The 19623-nt window shown below is 73.9% G+C and carries 14 protein-coding genes; 5 read left to right on the plus strand and 9 right to left on the minus strand.

Annotated elements, in window-relative coordinates:
• Window positions 1-284: 284 nt before the first annotated feature.
• Window positions 285-911 carry a hypothetical protein gene (locus AAFN69_RS08925; protein WP_347727803.1) on the plus strand — a complete coding sequence of 209 codons (627 nt, stop codon included), beginning with the start codon at window positions 285-287 and terminating at the stop codon, window positions 909-911.
• Between the two features lie 112 nt (window positions 912-1023).
• Here the strand turns inward: AAFN69_RS08925 and AAFN69_RS08930 are convergent, their stop codons facing one another.
• The 6 genes from AAFN69_RS08930 to AAFN69_RS08955 form a co-directional block, all read right to left on the minus strand.
• The gene (locus tag AAFN69_RS08930; RefSeq protein WP_347727804.1) at window positions 1024-2493 is read right to left on the minus strand and encodes a S28 family serine protease; all 1470 of its coding nucleotides are present in this window, start codon (window positions 2491-2493) and stop codon (window positions 1024-1026) included.
• A gap of 127 nt (window positions 2494-2620) precedes the next feature.
• Window positions 2621-3271 carry a hypothetical protein gene (locus tag AAFN69_RS08935; RefSeq protein ID WP_347727805.1) on the minus strand — a complete coding sequence of 217 codons (651 nt, stop codon included), beginning with the start codon at window positions 3269-3271 and terminating at the stop codon, window positions 2621-2623.
• A gap of 682 nt (window positions 3272-3953) precedes the next feature.
• Window positions 3954-7781 (minus strand): ABC transporter ATP-binding protein, encoded by a 3828-nt coding sequence (locus AAFN69_RS08940; protein WP_347727806.1) that lies wholly within the window; start codon window positions 7779-7781, stop codon window positions 3954-3956.
• A gap of 91 nt (window positions 7782-7872) precedes the next feature.
• Window positions 7873-8838: a serine hydrolase gene (locus AAFN69_RS08945; RefSeq protein WP_347727807.1), complete on the minus strand. Its 966-nt coding sequence runs from the start codon at window positions 8836-8838 to the stop codon at window positions 7873-7875.
• A 320-nt stretch (window positions 8839-9158) separates the two neighbouring features.
• Window positions 9159-9953 carry an ABC transporter permease gene (locus tag AAFN69_RS08950; RefSeq protein WP_347727808.1) on the minus strand — a complete coding sequence of 265 codons (795 nt, stop codon included), beginning with the start codon at window positions 9951-9953 and terminating at the stop codon, window positions 9159-9161.
• Between the two features lie 2 nt (window positions 9954-9955).
• Window positions 9956-10876 (minus strand): ATP-binding cassette domain-containing protein, encoded by a 921-nt coding sequence (locus AAFN69_RS08955; RefSeq protein ID WP_347727809.1) that lies wholly within the window; start codon window positions 10874-10876, stop codon window positions 9956-9958.
• 117 nt (window positions 10877-10993) lie between these two features.
• On the opposite strand from AAFN69_RS08955, the gene AAFN69_RS08960 reads away from it, so the two are divergent.
• Window positions 10994-12172, plus strand: a complete 1179-nt coding sequence (locus tag AAFN69_RS08960; RefSeq protein ID WP_347728093.1) for a histidine kinase — start codon at window positions 10994-10996, stop codon at window positions 12170-12172.
• Window positions 12173-12426: 254 nt separating this feature from the next.
• Window positions 12427-12990, plus strand: coding sequence for an HAD domain-containing protein (locus tag AAFN69_RS08965; RefSeq protein ID WP_347727810.1), 564 nt, complete (start codon window positions 12427-12429; stop codon window positions 12988-12990).
• A 124-nt stretch (window positions 12991-13114) separates the two neighbouring features.
• Here AAFN69_RS08965 and AAFN69_RS08970 read toward each other — a convergent pair whose 3' ends face one another.
• The gene (locus AAFN69_RS08970; RefSeq protein WP_347727811.1) at window positions 13115-13891 is read right to left on the minus strand and encodes a sulfite exporter TauE/SafE family protein; all 777 of its coding nucleotides are present in this window, start codon (window positions 13889-13891) and stop codon (window positions 13115-13117) included.
• 137 nt (window positions 13892-14028) lie between these two features.
• Here AAFN69_RS08970 and AAFN69_RS08975 point away from each other — a divergent pair, with 137 nt between their 5' ends.
• Window positions 14029-14679 carry a response regulator transcription factor gene (locus AAFN69_RS08975; RefSeq protein ID WP_347727812.1) on the plus strand — a complete coding sequence of 217 codons (651 nt, stop codon included), beginning with the start codon at window positions 14029-14031 and terminating at the stop codon, window positions 14677-14679.
• A gap of 66 nt (window positions 14680-14745) precedes the next feature.
• On the opposite strand, the gene AAFN69_RS08980 is transcribed toward AAFN69_RS08975, so the two are convergent.
• A complete protein-coding gene (locus AAFN69_RS08980; RefSeq protein ID WP_347727813.1) occupies window positions 14746-16428 on the minus strand; it encodes a thiamine pyrophosphate-binding protein in 1683 nt (560 codons plus the stop codon).
• A complete protein-coding gene (speB, locus tag AAFN69_RS08985) occupies window positions 16425-17396 on the minus strand; it encodes an agmatinase (protein WP_347727814.1) in 972 nt (323 codons plus the stop codon). Before speB ends, AAFN69_RS08980 begins: the two co-directional genes overlap by 4 nt.
• 204 nt (window positions 17397-17600) lie before the next feature.
• Here speB and AAFN69_RS08990 point away from each other — a divergent pair, with 204 nt between their 5' ends.
• Window positions 17601-19577: a PucR family transcriptional regulator ligand-binding domain-containing protein gene (locus AAFN69_RS08990; protein WP_347727815.1), complete on the plus strand. Its 1977-nt coding sequence runs from the start codon at window positions 17601-17603 to the stop codon at window positions 19575-19577.
• Window positions 19578-19623 lie beyond the last annotated feature (46 nt).

Raw genomic sequence — 19623 nt, forward strand, 5'->3', positions numbered from 1 at the left:
GCGGTGGTCGCCGGTCACGGGCCGGCAGCCGGAGACCCGTCGCGGGTGAGCGGTGCGGCACATGAGAAGCGCGAACCCCGAAGGCCACCGGCCCGCTGTGATCCAGTGGGCCGGTGGCCTCGGCGCGTCCCCGGGTGTACTGCGACCGGCGTAGCCGGGCTCATCCGCGCGCCGGGCAAACCCCCCTCAAGCGGCCCCTGCCCTCCGACAGGGATGACGTGACGCGCGTACCCGGGCCACTCTGGACCCACCGGCCGGGCGGCCGGGGCTCCAGGGGGTTCGCCATGGCAAAGCGCCAGTGGCCGGCGGCGGTGCGCGGCACCCTGTTCGCCGGACTGCTTCTGCTCATCGCTGCCTGCGCGCAGCCCGCGGGCGGATCCGCGCCGGGGAGCTCCGCCGGCGCCGCGTCCGCCGGTCCCGGGTACGGCGCGGTCTTCCTCGGCACCGGCGACTGCGGCTCGCGCGGGAGGGATCCCCGGGAGGTGCCCTGTACGAGCGAGAAGGCCGTCGCCCGGGTGACCGTCCGGCGGAACGCCGGGACGGGCGAGGACTGCCCCGCCGGCACCGACTTCGTACTCAACATCTCGCACCGCCACTCCTCGGCGGACGAGGACGGCGATGGCGATGTACGTCAGGGGTATGCGTGCATGCGCAATCTGGAACCTCCCCATCCGGGCGATCCGGGTGGTGGCGGCGGACCGCACACGGTGGTCGGTGACTGTCTCCGCGGCTCCGGCGGGAAGGACGGGCGAGAGGTGAGGGAGACCGCCTGCGACGGATCGGGCGCGCACCGGCCCGAGTACACCGTCACGGCGGCGGTGACGAACCGCGCCCGCTGTCCCCGGCCCGTCGATCTCCATGTCCAGCTGCGCGGGAGCCAGGGGAAGACCGGCTGCGCCCGCCGGTTGTGAGCACGGGCGGCACCGGACACGGCACCGCCCGGGGCGGAGGTGGAACTCCCGCCCCGGGCGGCCATACCGGCACTGCCGCACTACGGCGCTACGGCGCTACAGCACTGTCGTGCTACGGGCGCAGGGCCGTCCGCCGCTCGACGTCCTTCTTGTCGAGCTTGGCGTTGGGGCTGGCCAGCGGACGCGCCTTCGACTCGTCCTTCCTGACCGCGGCCGGGGCGACGCCCGCCCACTCCAGGATCGAGGCGGTGGCGGCGGCCCGCTCGGCCGGCACCAGCGCCGCGACATTCGCGCCGTGGTTGGCGCCGGGGGCCGTGTAGACGTAGCTGTCACGGCTGCCGCTGCCCAGACGGAACGGTTCGGCGCTCCACGGGTCGTTGCCGCCGTTGACGAACATCATCCGCTCGGAGTTGCGCTGCACCCAGCGGTCGACATCCCGCATGATGCGCTTCTTGAAGTGCATCGGGATCTCACGGGGCACGAAGTTGCGCGGCGGCTGGTAGCCGTACCGGCTCAGGTCCTTGAGGTGGGGCTGCTCGATGTCGGGCGAACCCAGCTCCGTACCGGCCTGGTAGTAGTACGGGGTGTACGGCGTCAGGCCCTGGTCGGCGTAGGCGGACCAGCCCGCGATCGAGTTGATCGTGTTCCACAGCTGGTCGTCCGTCGCCGTCCTGGCGTCCGGAATCGCGGTCAGGCAGTTGGCCTCGCGGTTGTACTGCCAGAAGCCCCAGGTGTAGTCGAGGACGGTGGCCTCGAAGGCGTGGTCCAGCGAACCGACCGTCTTGAAGGTGTAGTTGTTGTCGGTGGCGTACTGGCTGAGCCGGGCCGACAGAGCCTCGCGGCGCTTCAGTGCCTCGACCTGCACACCGTCGAGCCGGTCCCGGCACTCCTTGGTGCCGACATTGGCGAAGAAACGGTCGTACGCCGAGTCCTCGTCGTTGTCGACGTCGTTCGGGGCGACATAGGCGACGATGCCGTCCATGTCATCGGGGTGGAAGCGCTCGTAGTAGGTGGCGGTCATGCCGCCCTTGGAGCCGCCCGTGGCCAGCCACTTCTTGGAGTAGATCGCCTTCAGCGCGGTGTAGATCCGGTGCTGGTCATTGGCGGCCTGCTCGATGGTGAGCTTGGACCAGTTGGCCGGGCTGGGCCGGGAGGGCGTGAAGAACCGGTACTCCATGGAGACCTGGTTGCCGTCGACGATCCGCGTCGGCTCGCTCCGGCCCGGCGAGGTGTTCAGCCCGTACCCGGAGGTGAAGAAGACCGTGGGACGGTCGGTGTTCTTGTGCAGCAGAGTGAGCCGCTGCTGGAAAGTCCCCTTGTTGGGCCGGTCGTGATCGATCGGCTGAGTGTAGTTGAGGACGAAGAAGCGGTATCCGGTGACCGGCCTCTCCTCCACCACACTCATGCCGGGTATCGCGAGGATCCGGTCCTTGATGTCCACGGTGGCGTCGGTGGCCTTCAGGCCGGACAGTGCACCGGTCGCGGATTCCGCGGCGGTGGCCGCACCCGCCGTCGCTCCGGCCGTGCCGACCGTGCCGATGAGCACCGCGAGCGACAGCACCCCTGTGAGCGTCTTGCGCATTAACCCTCCCCTGATTCTTCTGTGGGTCGCGGTGAACCTAGCGGGGCGCATGCCTCGAACGCCAGACCCAATTGCGTGCACCCGGCATGAAATTGGGTGACAGAAGGGGTGTATGTGGCCAATGGGGTCAGCAAAGTATCCAGCCGGAGGAGCGATGGGAGCCTGCGACCTTGCCGGTGGCACGGACACAGCGGCCGAGGGAGTACACCGTCCGGGGGCCCGCCTTGCTGCGGTACACGCCGCTGTCGATACTCGGCCGGCCGCCGCGCGCCTGGATCGAGACGGACATATGCCTGCGCGGGCCGGGGTTTCTGGCGAGGGTCACGGCGCAGGCGTAGCGGCTGTTCTTGTAGATCCGCAGCTCACCGGTGGCGAAGGGCAGAATTCGCCGGGGGGTTCCGGAGCAGGCGGCGGCCTTGGCCGCGGCGTCGAACCCGGCTCGTTCGGAACGCGCCGGGTGGGCGGACCGGCGCTCCGAGCGGAACGACGGCAGAGCGGCCGCCCGGACCGACGCCGGGCCGGCCGCGGACAGCGGGGGCGGCCCGGCGGCGGTCGGCGCCCATCGCGTACCCGCGGCTCCCTGCGCCGCCCCGGCACGGGCCCGGTCCTGGCCGGGGCCGAGCGCGGCGAGGCCGGTCAGCACCAGGAAGACGGCGAGAAGCCGGGCCGCCGGCCGCACTCCCCGGCGCCGCCGGGCGCCGACATCCTGCCCGGAGCCACCTTCTCCGGGCCCTTCCCGCTCGCCGGACCCTTCCCGCTCTCCGGCGCTCGCTCGCACTCCGCTCGGAACTCCCTGGCTGCGCGGCATCGCTTCCTCCACCGTCGTCCCCATCCCCTGCGTACGACGGGAATGGCGGCCGATTGGTTGTCACTTCCGGCGCACGGCAATGGAAATGGCGCCATCCGGGGGGTTGGATGGCGCCGGGTGGGCCGGAACCGGCAGTTCGGCGGCAGGTCTCTCCCGCGGCGGTACGCGGCGGGGGCGTGACGGCTGCGCGACGGGGGCGCGGAGGGGGGTCGGCCCGGGGCCCGGGGACGCCGCGGGACCGCCGGCCTCCACGCGCGGCCGGGAGGGGCGTGGGCACACCCGGCCGCACCGGAATGCCGGCAACCGGGCGCACCGTGGGTCCCGGGGGCGTAACCCCGTACGGCGGGCGTACCCGGGGGCGTAACCCCGTACGGCGGGCGTACCCGGGGGCGTAACCCCGTACGGCGCAGGAACACCGGCCGGCGGGCGTACCCGGGGCAGGCCGGGCTCGGGCCGGAACACCGGCCGGCGGAGGCCGCCCGGCTGTCCCGGAGGACGTACCCGTACAGCGCCGGAACACCGGCCGGCGGGCGCGGTGGGAACAACCGTCGCACCCCGAGCCGTCCCGGACCGCCGGCCACTCACCGGCGCGCGGCCACGGGCCCGGGAGCGGCGCCCCCGCGGCCCCGCACCCCGGCCGAGGGCGCCCCGCTCAGCTCACCACCCGCACCGCCGGCTCGTCCTCGCCGATGAAGGTGCGCCAGAGCGTGGCGTACCGCCCGTCCCTGGCCAGGAGTTCGTCATGGGTGCCGTCCTCGGCGACCCGACCGCCGGCCATCACCACCACCCGGTCGGCGCGGGCCGCCGTGGTGAGCCGGTGGGCCACCACCAGGGTGGTGCGGCGGCCGGTCAGGCGGTCGGTGGCCTGGTTGACCTGGGCCTCGGTGGCGAGATCGAGCGCCGCGGTCGCCTCGTCCAGCAGCAGGATGTCCGGGTCCACCAGCTCCGCCCGCGCCAGCGCGATCAGCTGCCGCTGGCCCGCCGAGAGATTGCGCCCGCGCTCCGAGACCGCGTGCAGATATCCGCCGTCGAGCGTGGCGATCATGTCGTGGGCGCCGACCGCCCGCGCCGCCGCCTCCACCTCCGCGTCGCCGGCGCCGGGGCGGCCGTAGGCGATGGCGTCCCGGACCGTGCCCTCGAAGAGGTACGCCTCCTGGGGCACCACGCCGAGCCGGTGCCGGTACTCGGTCATGTCCAGTTCGCGCAGATCACGGCCGTCCACGGTGACCCGGCCCCGGGTCGGGTCGTAGAACCGGGCGACCAGCTTCACCAGGGTCGACTTGCCGGCGCCGGTCTCGCCGACGAAGGCGACGGTCTGCCCGGCCGGTATCCGCAGCCGCACTCCGCTGAGCGCGGCCCCGCCCTCGTCCCCGTACGCGAAGTCGACGCCCTCGAAGGCGATCTCGCCGCTGAGTTCGCGCACCGCGGCGGGCCGCTCCGCGGCGGCGGTCGAGGTGGGCTCCTCCAGCAGCTGCTGGATCCGCTTGAGCGAGACGGCGGCCTGCTGATAGCCGTCGAAGACCTGCGAGAGCTGCTGCACCGGGGCGAAGAAGAGCTCGATGTAGAGGAGATAGGCGACCAGCGCACCGGTGGTGAGGGTGCCCGCGTCGATCCGGCCCGCTCCGACGATCATCACCGCCGCGGCGGCGACGGAGGAGAGCAGCTGGACGAAGGGGAAGTAGACCGAGATCAGCCACTGACCGCGGACGCGGGCCGAGCGGTAGCTGTCGCTGCCGGTGACGTACCGGTGGTTGGCGTCGCCCTCGCGGCGGAACGCCTGCACGATCCGCAGCCCGGAGACGGACTCCTGGAGGTCGGAGTTGACCACGCTCACCCGGTCACGGGCGAGTTCATACGCCTTCACGCTCTGGCGGCGGAAGTAGTACGTACCGATGATCAGTACCGGCAGGGTGGCGAAGACCACCAGCGCCAGATGGAGATCGATCACGATCAGGGCCACCATGATGCCGCTGAAGGTGACGAGCGAGACGAAGGCGGTGACCAGGCCCGTCTGGAGGAAGGTCGACAGCGCGTCGACATCCGTCGTCATCCGGGTCATGATCCGGCCGGTGAGCTCGCGTTCGTAGTAGTCGAGCCCGAGCCGCTGGAGCTGGGCGAAGATCCGCAGGCGTACGGAGTACAGCACCCGCTCACCGGTGCGGCCGGTCTTGCGGATCTCGCCGGTCTGCGCGGCCCACTGCACCAGTACGGTGACCAGCGCGACCGCGGAGGCGGCCCAGACGGCGGCGAGCGCGGCCTGTTCGACGCCCTGGTCGATGCCGTACCGGATGAGGACGGGCAGCAGCAGGCCCATGCCGGCGTCGACGGTGACCAGCAGCAGGCTGATGAGGAGCGGTGCGCCGAAGCCGCCCAGCAGCAGCCGCAGGCCGCGGTTGCGGCGGTCCTTCCCGGCCGGGGAGGGCGCGGGCACCGGGCGCACCGCCCGCGCCTCGTCGATCTGCGGGGTGTCGTCGGCCGGGGGCAGCGCCGCGACCAGGGCGAGCAGTTCGGGGGTCGCGTCGGGGGCGGCGGCGCCGGGGTTCTTGCCGCCGGCCGCGCTCTCCTCGCGGGCCCAGAGCCGGGGGGTGATGCCCTGTTCGGCGTCGAACTCCGCGTCCAGCTCGGCCCGTACCGTACGGGCGTCGTCGGCCGGCGGACCGGCCGCCTCCAGGGCGGTGGCATGGCCCGGGGAGACCGCGCCCAGCTCCTCGGGGTCGGTGAGCAGCTTGCGGTAGAGGGGTGAGCGGGCCGTCAGCTCGTCGTGGGTGCCGATGTCGGCGAGCCGGCCGCCGTCGAGGACGGCGATCCGGTCGGCGAGATTGAGGGTCGAGCGCCGGTGGGCGATGAGCAGGGTGGTGCGGCCCGCCATCACGGTGCGCAGCGCCTCGTGGATCTCGTGCTCGACCCGGGCGTCGATGGCGGAGGTGGCGTCGTCCAGCAGCAGCAGCCGGGGGTCGGTGAGGATGGCGCGGGCGAGTGCGACGCGCTGGCGCTGGCCGCCGGAGAGGGTGAGGCCGTGTTCGCCGACCTTGGTGTCATAGCCGTGCGGGAGCTCCGCGATGAAGCGGTCCGCCTGGGCGGCGCGGGCGGCGGTGGTGATCTCCTCGTCGCTCGCCCCGGGCTTTCCGTAGGCGATGTTGGCGCGGATGGTGTCGGAGAAGAGGAAGCTGTCCTCGGGGACGAGGCCGATCGCGGCCCGCAGCGAATCCGTGGTCAGCTCGCGCACATCGTGGCCGCCGACGAGGACCGCGCCGGCGTCCACGTCGTAGAAGCGGGGCAGCAGCAGCGAAACGGTGGACTTGCCGCTGCCGGATGCGCCGACCACGGCGACGGTCTCGCCCTCGCCGATCTCCAGCGAGAAGCCGTCGAGCACCGGGCGGGCGGGGTCGTAGCCGAAGGTGACGGAGTCGAATTCGACGGTGGCGGGGGCGTCGGCGGGGAGTTCCCTGGTGCCGTCCTTCATCGTGGGTTCGGTGTCGATGAGCTGGAGTACGCGGTCGACGCCGGCCCGGGCCTGCTGGCCGACGGTGAGGACCATGGCGAGCATCCGGACCGGGCCGACGAGCTGGGCGAGGTAGGCGGAGAAGGCGACGAAGGTGCCGAGGCTGATCTGCTGCCGGGTGGCGAGCCAGCCGCCGACCGCGAGCATGGCGACCTGGCCGATGGCGGGGACGGACTGGAGGGCGGGGGTGTAGCGGGAGTTCAGCTTGATGGTGCGCAGCCGTCCGGCGAAGAGCTGCCGGCCCGCCTCGCGGAGTTTGGCGGCTTCCTGCTCCTCCTGGCCGAAGCCCTTGACGACCCGGACGCCGGAGACGGCGCCGTCCACGACCCCGGCGACGGCGGCGGCCCGGCTCTGGGCGTACCAGGTGGCGGGATGCAGCCGGGTGCGGCTGCGCCGGGCGATCCACCAGACGGCGGGGGCGACGGCGAGGGCGATCAGGGTGAGCGGCAGCGAGAGCCACGCCATGACCACGAGGGAGATGAGGAAGAGGAGGAAGTTCCCGACGGTCATCGGGAGCATGAAGAGCAGGCTCTGGATCAGCTGGAGGTCGCTGGTGGCGCGGCCGACGACCTGTCCGGTGGAGAGTTCGTCCTGGCGGCGGCCGTCGAGCCGGGTGATGGTCGCGAACATCTCGGTCCGCAGATCGTGCTGGACGTCGAGGGCGAGCCGGCCGCCGTAGTAGCGGCGTATATAGGTGAGCAGATAGACGACGACGGCGGCGGCTATGAGGACGCCGGTCCAGACCGCCAGGGAGCGGGTCCTCGTGCCGATCACATCGTCGATGACGACCTTGGTGATCAGCGGGATGAGCGCCAGAACGCCCATGCCGACGAGTGACGATCCGAGTGCGAGGAGTGAATTGCGCCGGTACCGCCAGGCGTATCCGGTGAGCCGGCGGGCCCAGCCGCCGCGCTCCGCCGGCGCCTCGCGCGCCGCCCCCGCCCCGGCTTTCGCCGGTGTCGCGTCCTGCTCTGCCACCGCCACGTGGTGCCTCCCGATATTCGCCCCGCTCGGAAGGCACCAACGCGTCTGCGTGCGGATTTCATCCCGCCGCAACAATTCGGCTGGTTCAGTCAGTGGCCGAAACGGTGTTCATTCCGTCGCACTCGGGGGTGGGCGGGACGGCCCCGGTCGGCACCGCGGGCGGCACGAAGAGGGTGCGCGCGGCGGCCTTGGGGGTGATCCCCTTGTGGATGGCGCGGGCCACCGCCTGGATGCTGTTGACGCCGTCCTGCATGGTCTTGTTGCCATGGGTGAGGACGGTCATCGAGTAACGGGTGGTGTCCTTGGTGAAGGCGCCGATGCTGTGGACCCGCCAGCCGTGGGTGGCGCGGGGCAGCCAGCCGTTCTTGACCTGGATCTTCAGCGCGGTGGGGGCGCCGGCCGGGGTGCCCCAGCGCTGCGAGGGGACGACCTCGTTCATCAGCTTGAGGGCGTACGCCCGGTTGGCGTCGGTGAGCAGGCCGTTCTTCTTGGTCAGCCGGTCCAGCAGTTTCTGCTGGTCGCGCGCGGTGATCTGGGTGAGCCCCCAGTAGCCGCCGGCGCCCGGGACGGTGTCGGTCATCAGCGCGCCCTTGAGGAAGCGCTTGATCTTGGTCAGGCCGAGCTGCTTCCACAGGGCGCTGGTGGAGGCGTTGTCCGACTTGGTGATCATGGCCTTGGCCAGGGACTTCTCACGGGTGGTGAGGGATCGTTTCTGCTTCTCCGCCTCCAGCAGGAGGGCGCCGAGCACGGTGGCCTTGACGACGCTGGCCGAGTCGAACTTGGTGGCCGCGCGGAGCGTACAGGTCGTCTTGGTGGCCGGGTCGTCGAACTGGAGGGCGATGGTGCCCTTCCGGTTCTTGAGCGCGGCGGTGATCCCGGTCTGGAGCTTGGCCGCGAGTGCCGGGTCCTTGGAGACACAGACGACCTTGGGGGCTGTGGCGGCGACCGCGGGCGTGGTGCCCACGGCGACCGGCGCGAGCACGGCACCGGCGAGCACCGCGGCGGCGACGCGGCGACGCGCGGCCGAGCCGGATATTCGGTGGTGAGTCATGAAGGGTTTCCCCGTCCCCTGTAGCTGTCGGGGGGTGCGCCATGGGTGCGCACCCGCCGTTCCTGACTCATGGGGGCCGGGATGGTTGTATGACGTTATACGGGGGACGGGGAATGGTTACCGAGCGGTGACCGGCGTACGCCCCCGGCCGTGCGAAGGGCCCGCGCGCCACCCGCCCGCGCCCCCTCCCGTGCCCGCACCCCCACTCGCCCGCGCCCCCACTCGCCCGCACCCCCTCCCGAGCCCGCACCCCCTCCCGTGCCCGCGCCCCTCCCGTGCCCCGGCCCCGTACGCCTCCCGTGCCCGGTGCTCTCGTGTCCTCACGCGTCCCGGCGCCTGAGGGCCCACCATCCCGCCCAGAGCACCGCCGCCGCCCACAGCACCAGCACCCCGAGGCCGCTCCACGGGCCGAGCGGACCCGTCGGCTCCTGGAGGAGCATCTGCTGCCCGGCGCGGTCGGGCAGGAAGTCGGCCGGTCCGGCACCCTCGTCCAGGTCGCCGAAGACGAAGGAGAGCATGAAGAGCACCGGGACCAGGATCCCGATCGTGCCCGGGGCACTGCGCAGCACCATGCCCACCCCGGCCGCGAAGAGCCCCATCAGCGCCAGATGGACGGTGAAGCCCAGCACCGCGCGGAGTGCCACCGGATCGGTCAGGGCGACACCGCCCGTACCCATCAGCGTCTGGCCCGTCACATGACAGACGATCGCGGTCAGCAGGCCCACGGCCAGCAGCACCCCGCCGATGACCGTGATCTTCGCGCCGTAGAGGACACCCCGGCGCGGCACCGCCGCGAGGGAGACCCGGATCGCGTGGTTGCGGTACTCCCCCGCCACCGCGACCGCGCCGAAGCAGAGCGCGCCGATCTGCGCGAAGTTCAGCCCGTAGAAGGCGGAGCGCACCGGATCGAACCCCGGCTCCGCCATGTCCCGCGCGGTGAAGGTCCCGCTCATCAGCAGCGAGAAGCCGACACCGGCGGCGAGGACGGCCACCAGGGCGACGCACTGGGACGGCACGGAGACGATCTTCCGCCACTCGGACCGGAGCGCGGAGCCGAACACGGCGGGGAAGGAGGGCCGGGCCGCCGTCGTGGCGGGGGCGGATGCGATGGACATGGTCATGCCTCCTGGGCGGTGGTGGTGTACTCGGCCTCGCCCGCCGTCAGGGCGAGATACGCCTGCTCCAGCGAGGGCTCGTCCCCGGCCAGTTCGAGAATCGGGATGCCCTCGCGGGCGGCGACCGGACCGATGTCCGTGACCCGCGCGCCCTCGACAGTCCAACTTCCGTCCTCCTGCCACACGGCCTCGTGTCCCCGGGCCCGCAGCGCGGCGCGCAGCCGCTCCCCCTCGGTGGTGCGGAGCCGGACGCTGCGGGTGGTCCAGGTCTCGATGAAGTCGTCCGTCCCGGTGTCAGCGAGGAGACGCCCCCGGCCGAGCACCACCAGATGGTCCGCGAAGGAGGCGGTCTCCCCCATCAGATGGCTGGAGACCAGCACCGCCCGGCCGTCCCCGGCCAGTTCGCGCAGCAGCTCACGGATCCAGATGATCCCCTGCGGGTCGAGCCCGTTGGCCGGCTCGTCCAGCAGCAGTACGCGCGGGTCGCCGAGGAGAGCGGCGGCGATCCCCAGACGCTGGCGCATGCCGAGGGAGTACGTGCGGATCCGGCGTCCCGCCGCGCTCGCCATCCCGGTCTGCTCCAGCACCTCGTCCACCCGGCGCTCCGGAATCCGGCCCGCCGCCGCGAGGATCCGCAGATGGGCGCGGCCGGTGCGGGAGCCCAGGGCTGCCTGCGCGTCGAGCAGCGCACCGACCTCGCGCAGCGGGTCGGGGAGATCGGCGTACGCCCTTCCGCCGACCGTCACCGTGCCGGAAGTGGGCCGGTCCAGGCCGAGGACGAGCCGCATGGTGGTGGACTTGCCCGCGCCGTTGGGGCCGAGAAAACCGGTGACCCGGCCGGGCAGCACCTGGAAGGTGAGCTCGTCCACGGCCCGCCGGCCGCCGTACTCCTTGGTGAGGTTCTGAACGTCGATGCTGGTCATGGCCTCAGCCTCGCCGCCGCGAGGGCCCGCCCGCCTCCCCCGGCCGGGGAGTCCCGCTCCCCCGCGCGGGGGAGGAGGGCGGCCGGGCCGGACTGACAGGATCGCGGTATGCCCCGACTGCCCGCCCTCCTGCGGCCCCTGGCCCGCTCGGTCACCTACACCCGCTGGCTGCATCTGTTCATCAGTGTCGTCATCGTCGGCATGTGGATCTTCATCGACGACGGCAAGATGTGGGTCCCGCCGGTGCTGCTCTTCTTCGCGGGCTTCGTCCCGGCGGTGCGGCTGGTGGAGGGGCTTCAGGCCCGGCTGCTGCTCACCCCGCACGGCTTCAAGGACCCGTCGTCGGGGATCGCCGCCGCGTCCTCGGTGACCTGGGGCGACCGCTGGCGTACGGTCCTGTGGCTGGAGATCCGGCTGCTCCTGGGCAACCTGGTGGGCATGCTCACCATCCAGTTGCCGGCCCTCGCCGTCGATCTGGCGGTGGCGTCCGGCGGCGGTGACGGCCGGACCTCGGTCCTCGAACTGCCGGGCGGCCACTGGTGGTACGCGCTGCTGGTGCCCCTGCCCGTGGTCGCCCTGCTCGCGGTCGTCGTCGGGATCGGCGAGCTGATCACCGTGATCGCCCGGCGGCTGCTCGGCCCCTCCGCGCAGGAGCGGCTGGCCGCGCTGGAGGAGCGCACCGAGCAGCTGCTGGAGCGCAACCGCATCGCCCGGGAGCTCCATGACTCGATCGGACACGCCCTCACCGTCGCGGTGGTGCAGGCGGGCGCGGCGCGGGCGGCGGGCGATCCGGACTTCACCGACCGGGCGCTGAGCGCGATCGAGGAGACGGGCCGGGCGGCCCTGGAGGATCTGGAGCGGATGCTGCTGGTGCTCCGCGAGCCGGGCCGGCCGAGAACCGCGCGCCCGACCCTGACCGAGACGGACCGGCTGCTGGAGTCGGCACGGGCGGCCGGGGCCGAGATCGACGCGCAGATCACGGGCGCGCTCTCCGAGGTCCCGGGACCCGTCTCCCGGGAGGGCTACCGCATCGTCCAGGAGGCCCTGACCAATGTGCTGCGCCATGCGGGCCCGGTCCCGGCCCGGGTGCGGATCGCGGTCGCGGACGGCCGGCTGGAGCTGGAGGTGGGCAACCCCCTGCCGCACCCGCCGCCGCCGGGCGGTTCGTCCCTCCGGGACAGCGGGCTGCGCGGGATACGCGAACGGGCCACCCTGCTGGGCGGGGAGGCGACGACGGGCCCGTACGAGGGCGAGTGGCGGGTACGGGTGGGGCTGCCGCTGACGGGCCCGGGATGAGGGGGCGGGCGCGACGGGCCGAGGGGCCCGGGGGCGCGACGGGCCCGGGGCGACGCCCGCTCCCCGCAGACTCCGGCCGCCCCCGGATCCCCTCCAACCGCCCCCGGATCACCCCCGGATCACCCCCCGAACCGCTTCCGGGCCGCCATCCGCCGGGCCGGCCGGGACCCGCCCCGGCGCCCCGTACCGCCGGCCCGGGGCAAGGCCGGTGTTCTCCCGGGAAGGCGGCCGTCGCGCCGCTATCGTGTCGGCCCATGCCCGAATCCGCCGCGCGCCCGCTGCTCTTCCTCGATGTCGACGGCCCGCTCATCCCCTTCGGCCCGCCGCCCGACGATTCCCCGGGCGGGCACCCGGTCCACCCGCCGGCCCCCGGCCGCCCGGATGACGAGACCGCCAACCCGCTGCTGGCCAGGATCAATCCCGATCACGGACGCAGGCTGGCGGCGCTGCCGTGCGAGCTGGTCTGGGCGACGACCTGGATGGCGGAGGCGAATGACGTGATCGCGCCCCGGCTCGGGCTGCCGAGGCTGCCGGTGGTGATCTGGCAGGACGCGGAGGCGGGCGCGGGCGGCCCGGCGGAGCGGTACCGGCCGCGCGGACTGCACTGGAAGACCCGCCCCCTGGTCGCCTGGGCGGCCGGCCGCCCCTTCATCTGGGTGGACGACGAGATCACCGGCACCGACCGGCGGTGGGTCCGGGCCCATCACCCGGGCACCGCCCTGCTCCACCGGGTCGACCCGCGCCGGGGCCTGACCGACGCGGATTACGGGGTGCTCCGGGAGTGGCTGCACGGCCGCCCGGGCCCGTACCCGGCCTGAGCGGCGCCCACCCCCGTACCCGGCCCGTACCCGGCGTGAACGGCGCAGGCCCGCCCGTACCCCGCGTGATCCGGCCGGCCTCCCCCGCGTGAACGGCGCGGGCACCCCGCCCGCGTCCGGCCGCTCAGCGCGGCAGGTACAGAACGCCGAGACCGGCCGCGATGGTCCCCAGCAGCAGCCGCAGGGCGGTCTCGGGGAGACGGGGCTGGAGGCGGGCGCCGAGATAGCCGCCGATCAGACCGCCGATGCCGCAGGCCAGGCCGAGGGGCCAGTCCGGGGCCACCTCGCCGCCGCTGCCGAGGGAGAGCAGGGCGTAGGTGACCGCGCCCGCCACGGAGGTGACGAAGGTGGCGGCGAGCGCCGCCGGGGCGACCCGGGCGACGGGCAGGCCCCTGCCGACCAGGACCGGCCCGAGGAGGGAGCCGCCGCCGATGCCGTAGATGCCGCCGATGACACCGACCGCCAGGGCGAGGGCGGAGAGGGCGCGCGGGGACGGTTCGGCGGCGGGTCCGGCGCCGCGCGCGGGGCGGAGGGTGCGGAAGCAGAGCCAGGTCCCGAGCGGGAGCAGCAGGGCCGCGATCAGGACGCGGAAGACCTCGGGGCCGGGCAGGGCGAAGACCCGGACGACCGCGCCGATGACCACCCCGGGGAGGGTGCCGGCCACGAGGCGCCGGGTGAGCGGGGTGCGGAGCGCGCCGCCGCTCCGGTGGCGCCAGAGGGCGCCGGGCCCGGCGACGACGTTGTAGAGCAGATTGGTGGGGGTGACCGCCGGGTTGGGCACCGCGAAGACGCTCAGCTGGACGGGGAGGAGGAAGACCGCCCCGGAGACCCCGACGGGGGCCGTGACCACGGCGATGAGCAGCCCGGCGGCGAGGCCGCCGAGCAGCGTCCACCACTCCATCGATGCGCCCCCGCCCGTCCCGGCCCGTCATGATCGGCCCAGTATCGGCCGGTCCGCTCCACCGTCGCGGTACGGCAATGTGATGTTCACACGTCACTGGAGGAGTGGGCTCCGGCCCGGCCGCCTACCCTGGCCACGTGGCCATCCGTGTACTCCTTGTCGATGACGAACCCCTCGTACGGGCCGGTCTGCGGGCCGTGCTGGCGGCCCAGCCCGATATCGAGGTGGTCGGCGAGGCCGCCGACGGCGCCTCGGTGATCCCGCTGGTGCGGCAACTGCGTCCCGATGTGGTGGCGATGGATGTCCGGATGCCGCTGCTCGACGGGATCGAGGCCACCCGCGCGGTGCTGCGCACCGTCGCCGACCCGCCGAAGATCGTGGTCATCACGACCTTCGAGAACGACGAGTACGTGTACGAGGCGCTGCGCGCGGGCGCCGACGGATTTCTGCTGAAGCGGGCCCGGCCGGCGGAGATCGTGCATGCCGTGCGGCTGGTCGCGGAGGGCGAGACGCTGCTCTTCCCGGCGGCGGTGCGCGCGCTGGCGGCGGAGTACGGGAGCGGGGCGGCCCGCGCCGCGATGGAGCGGGCCGCGCTGACCGAACGCGAGGCGGCGGTGCTGCGGCTGATGGCGCGTGGGCTGTCGAACGCGGAGATCGCGCAGCGGCTGACGGTCGGCACGGAGACGGTGAAGACGCATGTGAGCGCGGTGCTGGCGAAGCTGGGCGCGCGCGACCGCACGCAGGCGGTTATCGCCGCGTACGAGTCGGGGTTCGTCGCGCCGGGCTGAGCGGGGGCGCGTGCCCCCGCCCGGGGCCGGGCTGGGCGGGGGACGTGCCCCCGCCCGCCGGCCGGCTCAGAGATGGGTGGGCGCGAACATCCTCAGCAGCGCGGGCAGGACCACCACCGAGGGACCCGGTTCGGCCAGTGCCCGCGCCAGGTCGGCCTCCAGATTCCCGGGCGAGGTCCGCACCGCCGGGACGCCGAAGGAGTGGGCGAGCGCCACGAAGTCGGGCCCGGTCAGCTCCGTGCCGGTCGTCTCGCCGAAGGCGTCCGTCATGTACTCGCGGAGGATGCCGTATCCGCCGTCGTCCACGATGAGCCAGGTCACGGGCGCGCCGTACTGCTTGGCGGTGGCGAGCTCCGCGATTGAGTACATGGCACCGCCGTCGCCGGAGACGGCGAGCACCGGCCGGGTGGGGTCGGCCGCCGCCGCGCCGATGGCGGCCGGGAAGCCGTAGCCGAGACCGCCGGCGCCCTGTGCGGAGTGCATGGTGTTGGGGCGCCTCGGGTCGAAGGCGGACCAGGCCCAGTAGGCGAGGATCGTCATGTCCCAGAAGCTCGGCGAGTCGTCGGGCAGCGCCCGCCGCACCGAGTCCAGGATCCCCTGTTCCAGGGTGCGTTCCTGTGCGCCGATCCGCTCCCTCACGCGGGCGAGCACCGTCCGCACCCGGTCGGGGGCGGCGGGGTCCGGCCGCCGGTCCACGGTCTCCAGCAGGGCGGACAGGGCGATCCGGGCGTCCGCGTGGATACCGATGCCAGCGTGGTTGGACTCCAGTTTCCCGGCGTCCGCCTCGATCTGGATCACCCGGCCGCGCGGGGCGAAGGTGTGGTAGTTCGAGGAGAGTTCACCGAGTCCGGAGCCGACGACGAGCAGCACATCGGCGTCCTCCAGGAAGTCGGTGATGTGGCGGTCCTCCAGCCAGGACTGGAGGGAGAGCGGGTGCTCCCAGGGGAAGGCGCCCTTGCCGCCGAAGGTGGTGACGACCGGTGCGCTGATCCGCTCGGCGAGCGCGCGCAGCTTCCCGGAGGCGTCGGAACGCACCACTCCGCCGCCCGCGATGATCGCCGGGCGTTCGGCACCGGCCAGCAGATGGGCGGCGACGGCGGTCAGTTCGGGCCTCGGCACCAGCTCTTCGGGTGTCGCGTCCACGGCGGTGACCTGCGGCAGCAGGGTTTCGGCGAGCAGGACGTCCTGCGGGATCTCCACCCAGACCGGCCCGTGCGGGGCGGTCAGCGCCGACTCCCAGGCCGCCGCGATGGCGGACGGGATCTGCGAGGCGGTACGGGCGGTGTGCACCGACTTCACGATCGACCGGGCCGCCGCCGGCTGGTCCCGGAGCTCGTGCAGATAGCCGTGGCGCCCGCCGCCGAGCCCGGCGGCGGGGATCTGGGACGCGATGGCCAGCACGGGCGCGCTGGCCGCCGCCGCCTCCTGGAGCGCGGCCAGCGACATCAGCGCGCCGGGACCGGTGGAGAGCAGCAGCGGGGCGACCTCGCCGGTGATCCGGCCGTACGCGTCGGCGGCGAAACCGGCGTTGTTCTCGACCCGCAGTCCGACATAGGTCAGCGAGGAGCGGCGCAGGGCGTCGAACACGCCCAGCGCATGCTGCCCGGGGAGACCGAAGACCGTGGTCGCGCCGAGGCCCTGGAGGGTTTCGGCGACGAGGTCGCCGCCGTTGCGGCCGGGCGGCGGGGCGAGCGCCGCCTCGGTCTGGGCCGGGGTCGGCCGGAGCACCACATCGTGGTCGTGGCTCACCCGAGGTCCCTCGCGGCGGCGATCTGCCGGGACATGATCGTGGTCAGCTCGTACGCGGTGTGCGAGGCGGCGACCGAGGTGATCTCGGCGTGGTCGTAGGCGGGGGCGACCTCCACCACATCGGCGGAGACGAGGTTGCAGGAGGCGAGGCCGCGCAGGATCTCCAGCAGCTCGCGGGAGGTCATGCCGCCCGCCTCGGGGGTGCCGGTGCCGGGCGCGTGGGCCGGGTCGAGGCAGTCGATGTCGATGGAGATGTAGAGCGGCCGGTCCCCGATGCGCTGCCGCAGCTGGTCGGCGATCTCGTCGGCGCCGCGCCGGTAGACGTCGGAGGAGGTGACGATGCCGAAGCCGAGCTTCTCGTCCTCGGTGAGGTCGCCCCGGCCGTACAGCGGGCCCCTGATGCCGACGTGGGAGAGGGCGGAGGTGTCGAGGATGCCCTCCTCCACGGCGCGGCGGAAGGGGGTGCCGTGGGTGTACTCGGCGCCGAAGTAGGTGTCCCAGGTGTCGAGGTGGGCGTCGAAGTGGAGCAGGGCGACGGGCCCGTGCCTCTTCGCGACCGAGCGGAGCAGCGGGAGGGCGATGGTGTGGTCGCCGCCGAGGGTCATCAGGCGGGCGCCGGTGGAGAGCAGGTCGTCGGCGGCGGCCTCGATGGTCTCCACGGCCTCGTTGATGTTGAAGGGGTTGGCGGCGATGTCGCCCGCGTCGGCGACCTGGGCCAGCGCGAAGGGAGCGGCGTCCTGGGCCGGGTTGTAGGGGCGCAGCAGCCGGGACGCCTCACGGATCGCGTTGCCGCCGAAGCGGGCGCCGGGCCGGTAGGAGACACCGGCGTCGAAGGGCACACCGACCACGGCGACATCGGTGCGGCCGACCTCGTCGAGGCGGGGCAGCCGGGCGAAGGTGGCGGGACCGGCGTAGCGGGGGACGCGGGAGGAGTCGACCGGGCCGCGCGGCTGCTCGTTGCTGCTCATATGCGATTGCCTTCTTTTCTTTGCTTCGGTGCGATTCGACTGTAACCAGAGAGGCTGGTGAGCCGGAAAGGACGGGAGGTGGGCCCGTCGCTCCGCCGGCGGCCCGTGGCCCGGTGATCCCGATCCCTGACGCTAGGTGGCCGAAAAGCAGCGCTGAAGTGTACGTTTCCTCCATTCCCGGCCACTTCCACGGATGGATCATCCATGCCCGACACCGCACCCGGCGCCGTGCCGCCCGCCCCGCCGGTGCCGCTGGCCGCGCTGCTGGAACTCGGGGAGCTGGGACTGCGCCGGATCGCCGGGCCGGGCCCGGCGGGGGTGATGGTGCAGTGGGTGCACACCTCGGAGATGGCGGACCCGTATCCGTATCTCCTCGGCGGTGAGCTGCTGCTGAGCGCCGGGGTGCTGCTGGACGACCCAAACACCTATGTCTCCCGGGTCGTGGCGGCGGGCGCGGCGGCGCTGGGTTTCGGGGTGGCGCCGGTGCACGACACGGTCCCGCCGGGGCTGATCGACGCGTGCGAGCGGCACGGCCTGCCCCTGCTGGAGGTCCCGCCGAGCACCACCTTCACGGCGGTGACGCGGGCGGTGTGGCGGCTGATGGCGCGGGCCCGCCACCGCGAGCTGCGCCGGGTGACCCGGGCCCAGCAGGGTCTGGCGACGGCGGCGGCCCGCCCCGACCCGGTTCCGGCGGTGCTCGGACAGCTGGCGGCCCGGCTGGGCGGCCGGGCGGTGCTGTTCTCCCCGGACGGCACGGAACTGTCGGCGGCGGGCCGCGCGCCCTCGGCGGCCGCCGGAGCCGCTCTGGCCCGGCTGGCCCGGGTGGTCCGCGACGGCGGGGCGGAGTCCGCCCCGGCGGGTGCCCCGGCGGGGGAACCGGCCTGGCCGGCCCCCGCGTCGGCGAGCGATTCGTCCGGCGGGGTCCACCTCAGCGCGTACGCCCTCGGCGCCGGCCGCAGTGGCCGGAAACCGGTCCTCGGCCTGGCCACCGCGGACCGGGAGCCCGGCGACCACACCGTCGCCGGGGTCGCGGCGGTGCTGCTCTCCCTGCTCACCGCCCCGCATCAGGGCCCGGACGGCGCGGGCCGCAGCGCCGCGCTCGTACGGCTGCTCCTCGGCGCCCCCGCGCCGGAGGCGGCGGAGCCGCTGTCCACCGAGTGGTGGACGGTGGTGCACGCGCGCGGCGGCGACGGGAGCCCGCTCGCCGCGTCGGCGCTGGGCGCGGCGCTCGGCAGCGCGCTGGTGGACCCGGGCGGCGGCGGTACGGGCCCGGACGGCACCGTACGCGTACTGCTCCCCTCGGCCGGGCCGGCTCAGGGCCGGGGGTTCGCACCCTCGGCGTCACCGGCGGAACCGGCACGGGGCCGGGGAGCCGGGACCTCGGCGGAACCGGCGCGGGAGCCCGGCACCTCGGCGTCACCGGCGTGGGAGCCCGGGACCTCGGCGGAACCGGCGAGGGAGCCCGGCACCTCGGCGTCACCGGCACCCGACCGGAAACCGGAGGCGCTCCCGGGTCCGTACCCGGAGACGACCCCGGCCCCGTACCCGGCCCCGGACCGGAATCCGGGCATGGGCGCTTCCCCGGAGCCCGAGCAGGCGCGGAATCCTCCTGCGGCCCCTCCCGTCGCACCGGCCCGGAAGCCGGAGGCCCGCCCGGAACCGGACGGAGAGCCGGGCACCACCGTGCCCCCGGCGCCGGACGGCCGGAGTCCGGACGCGACCGCGCTCCCCGCACCGGCCCGGAAGCCCGCCCCACCGCGCCACGCGCCCTCACCCGCCCCCCAGCCGGGGTGGACGCTCGGGGTCAGCGACCCCGTCCGCACCGCCGACCTCCCGGCGGCGGACATCCGCGCCGCCCGCGCCCTGCGACGCGCGCTCGCCACCCACCGGGAGGTGGTCCGGCACCGGAGCGCCGCCGGCCTCGCCGATCTGATCCCGCCCGAGGACGCGGCGGCCCACGCCCGGCTGCGGCTGGCCCCGCTGGCCGGCTCGCCCGCCCTGCTGGAGACCCTGCGGGTCTGGCTGTCGCTGCACGGCGGCTGGGACCGCACGGCGGCGGCGATGGAGATCCACCGCAACACGGTCCGCCAGCGCATCGCGCGCTGCGCGGCGCTGCTGGGGGACGACCTGGACGACGCGGACGTACGGATGGAGCTCTGGTTCGCGCTGCGCCTGCTCTGACCCGCGCGGCGTGCGGCGTGCGGCGTGCGGCACCCGGTGTGACACC

Source organism: Streptomyces sp. CAU 1734 (genome assembly GCF_039888735.1).
In the GTDB taxonomy this organism is placed as follows: domain Bacteria; phylum Actinomycetota; class Actinomycetes; order Streptomycetales; family Streptomycetaceae; genus Streptomyces.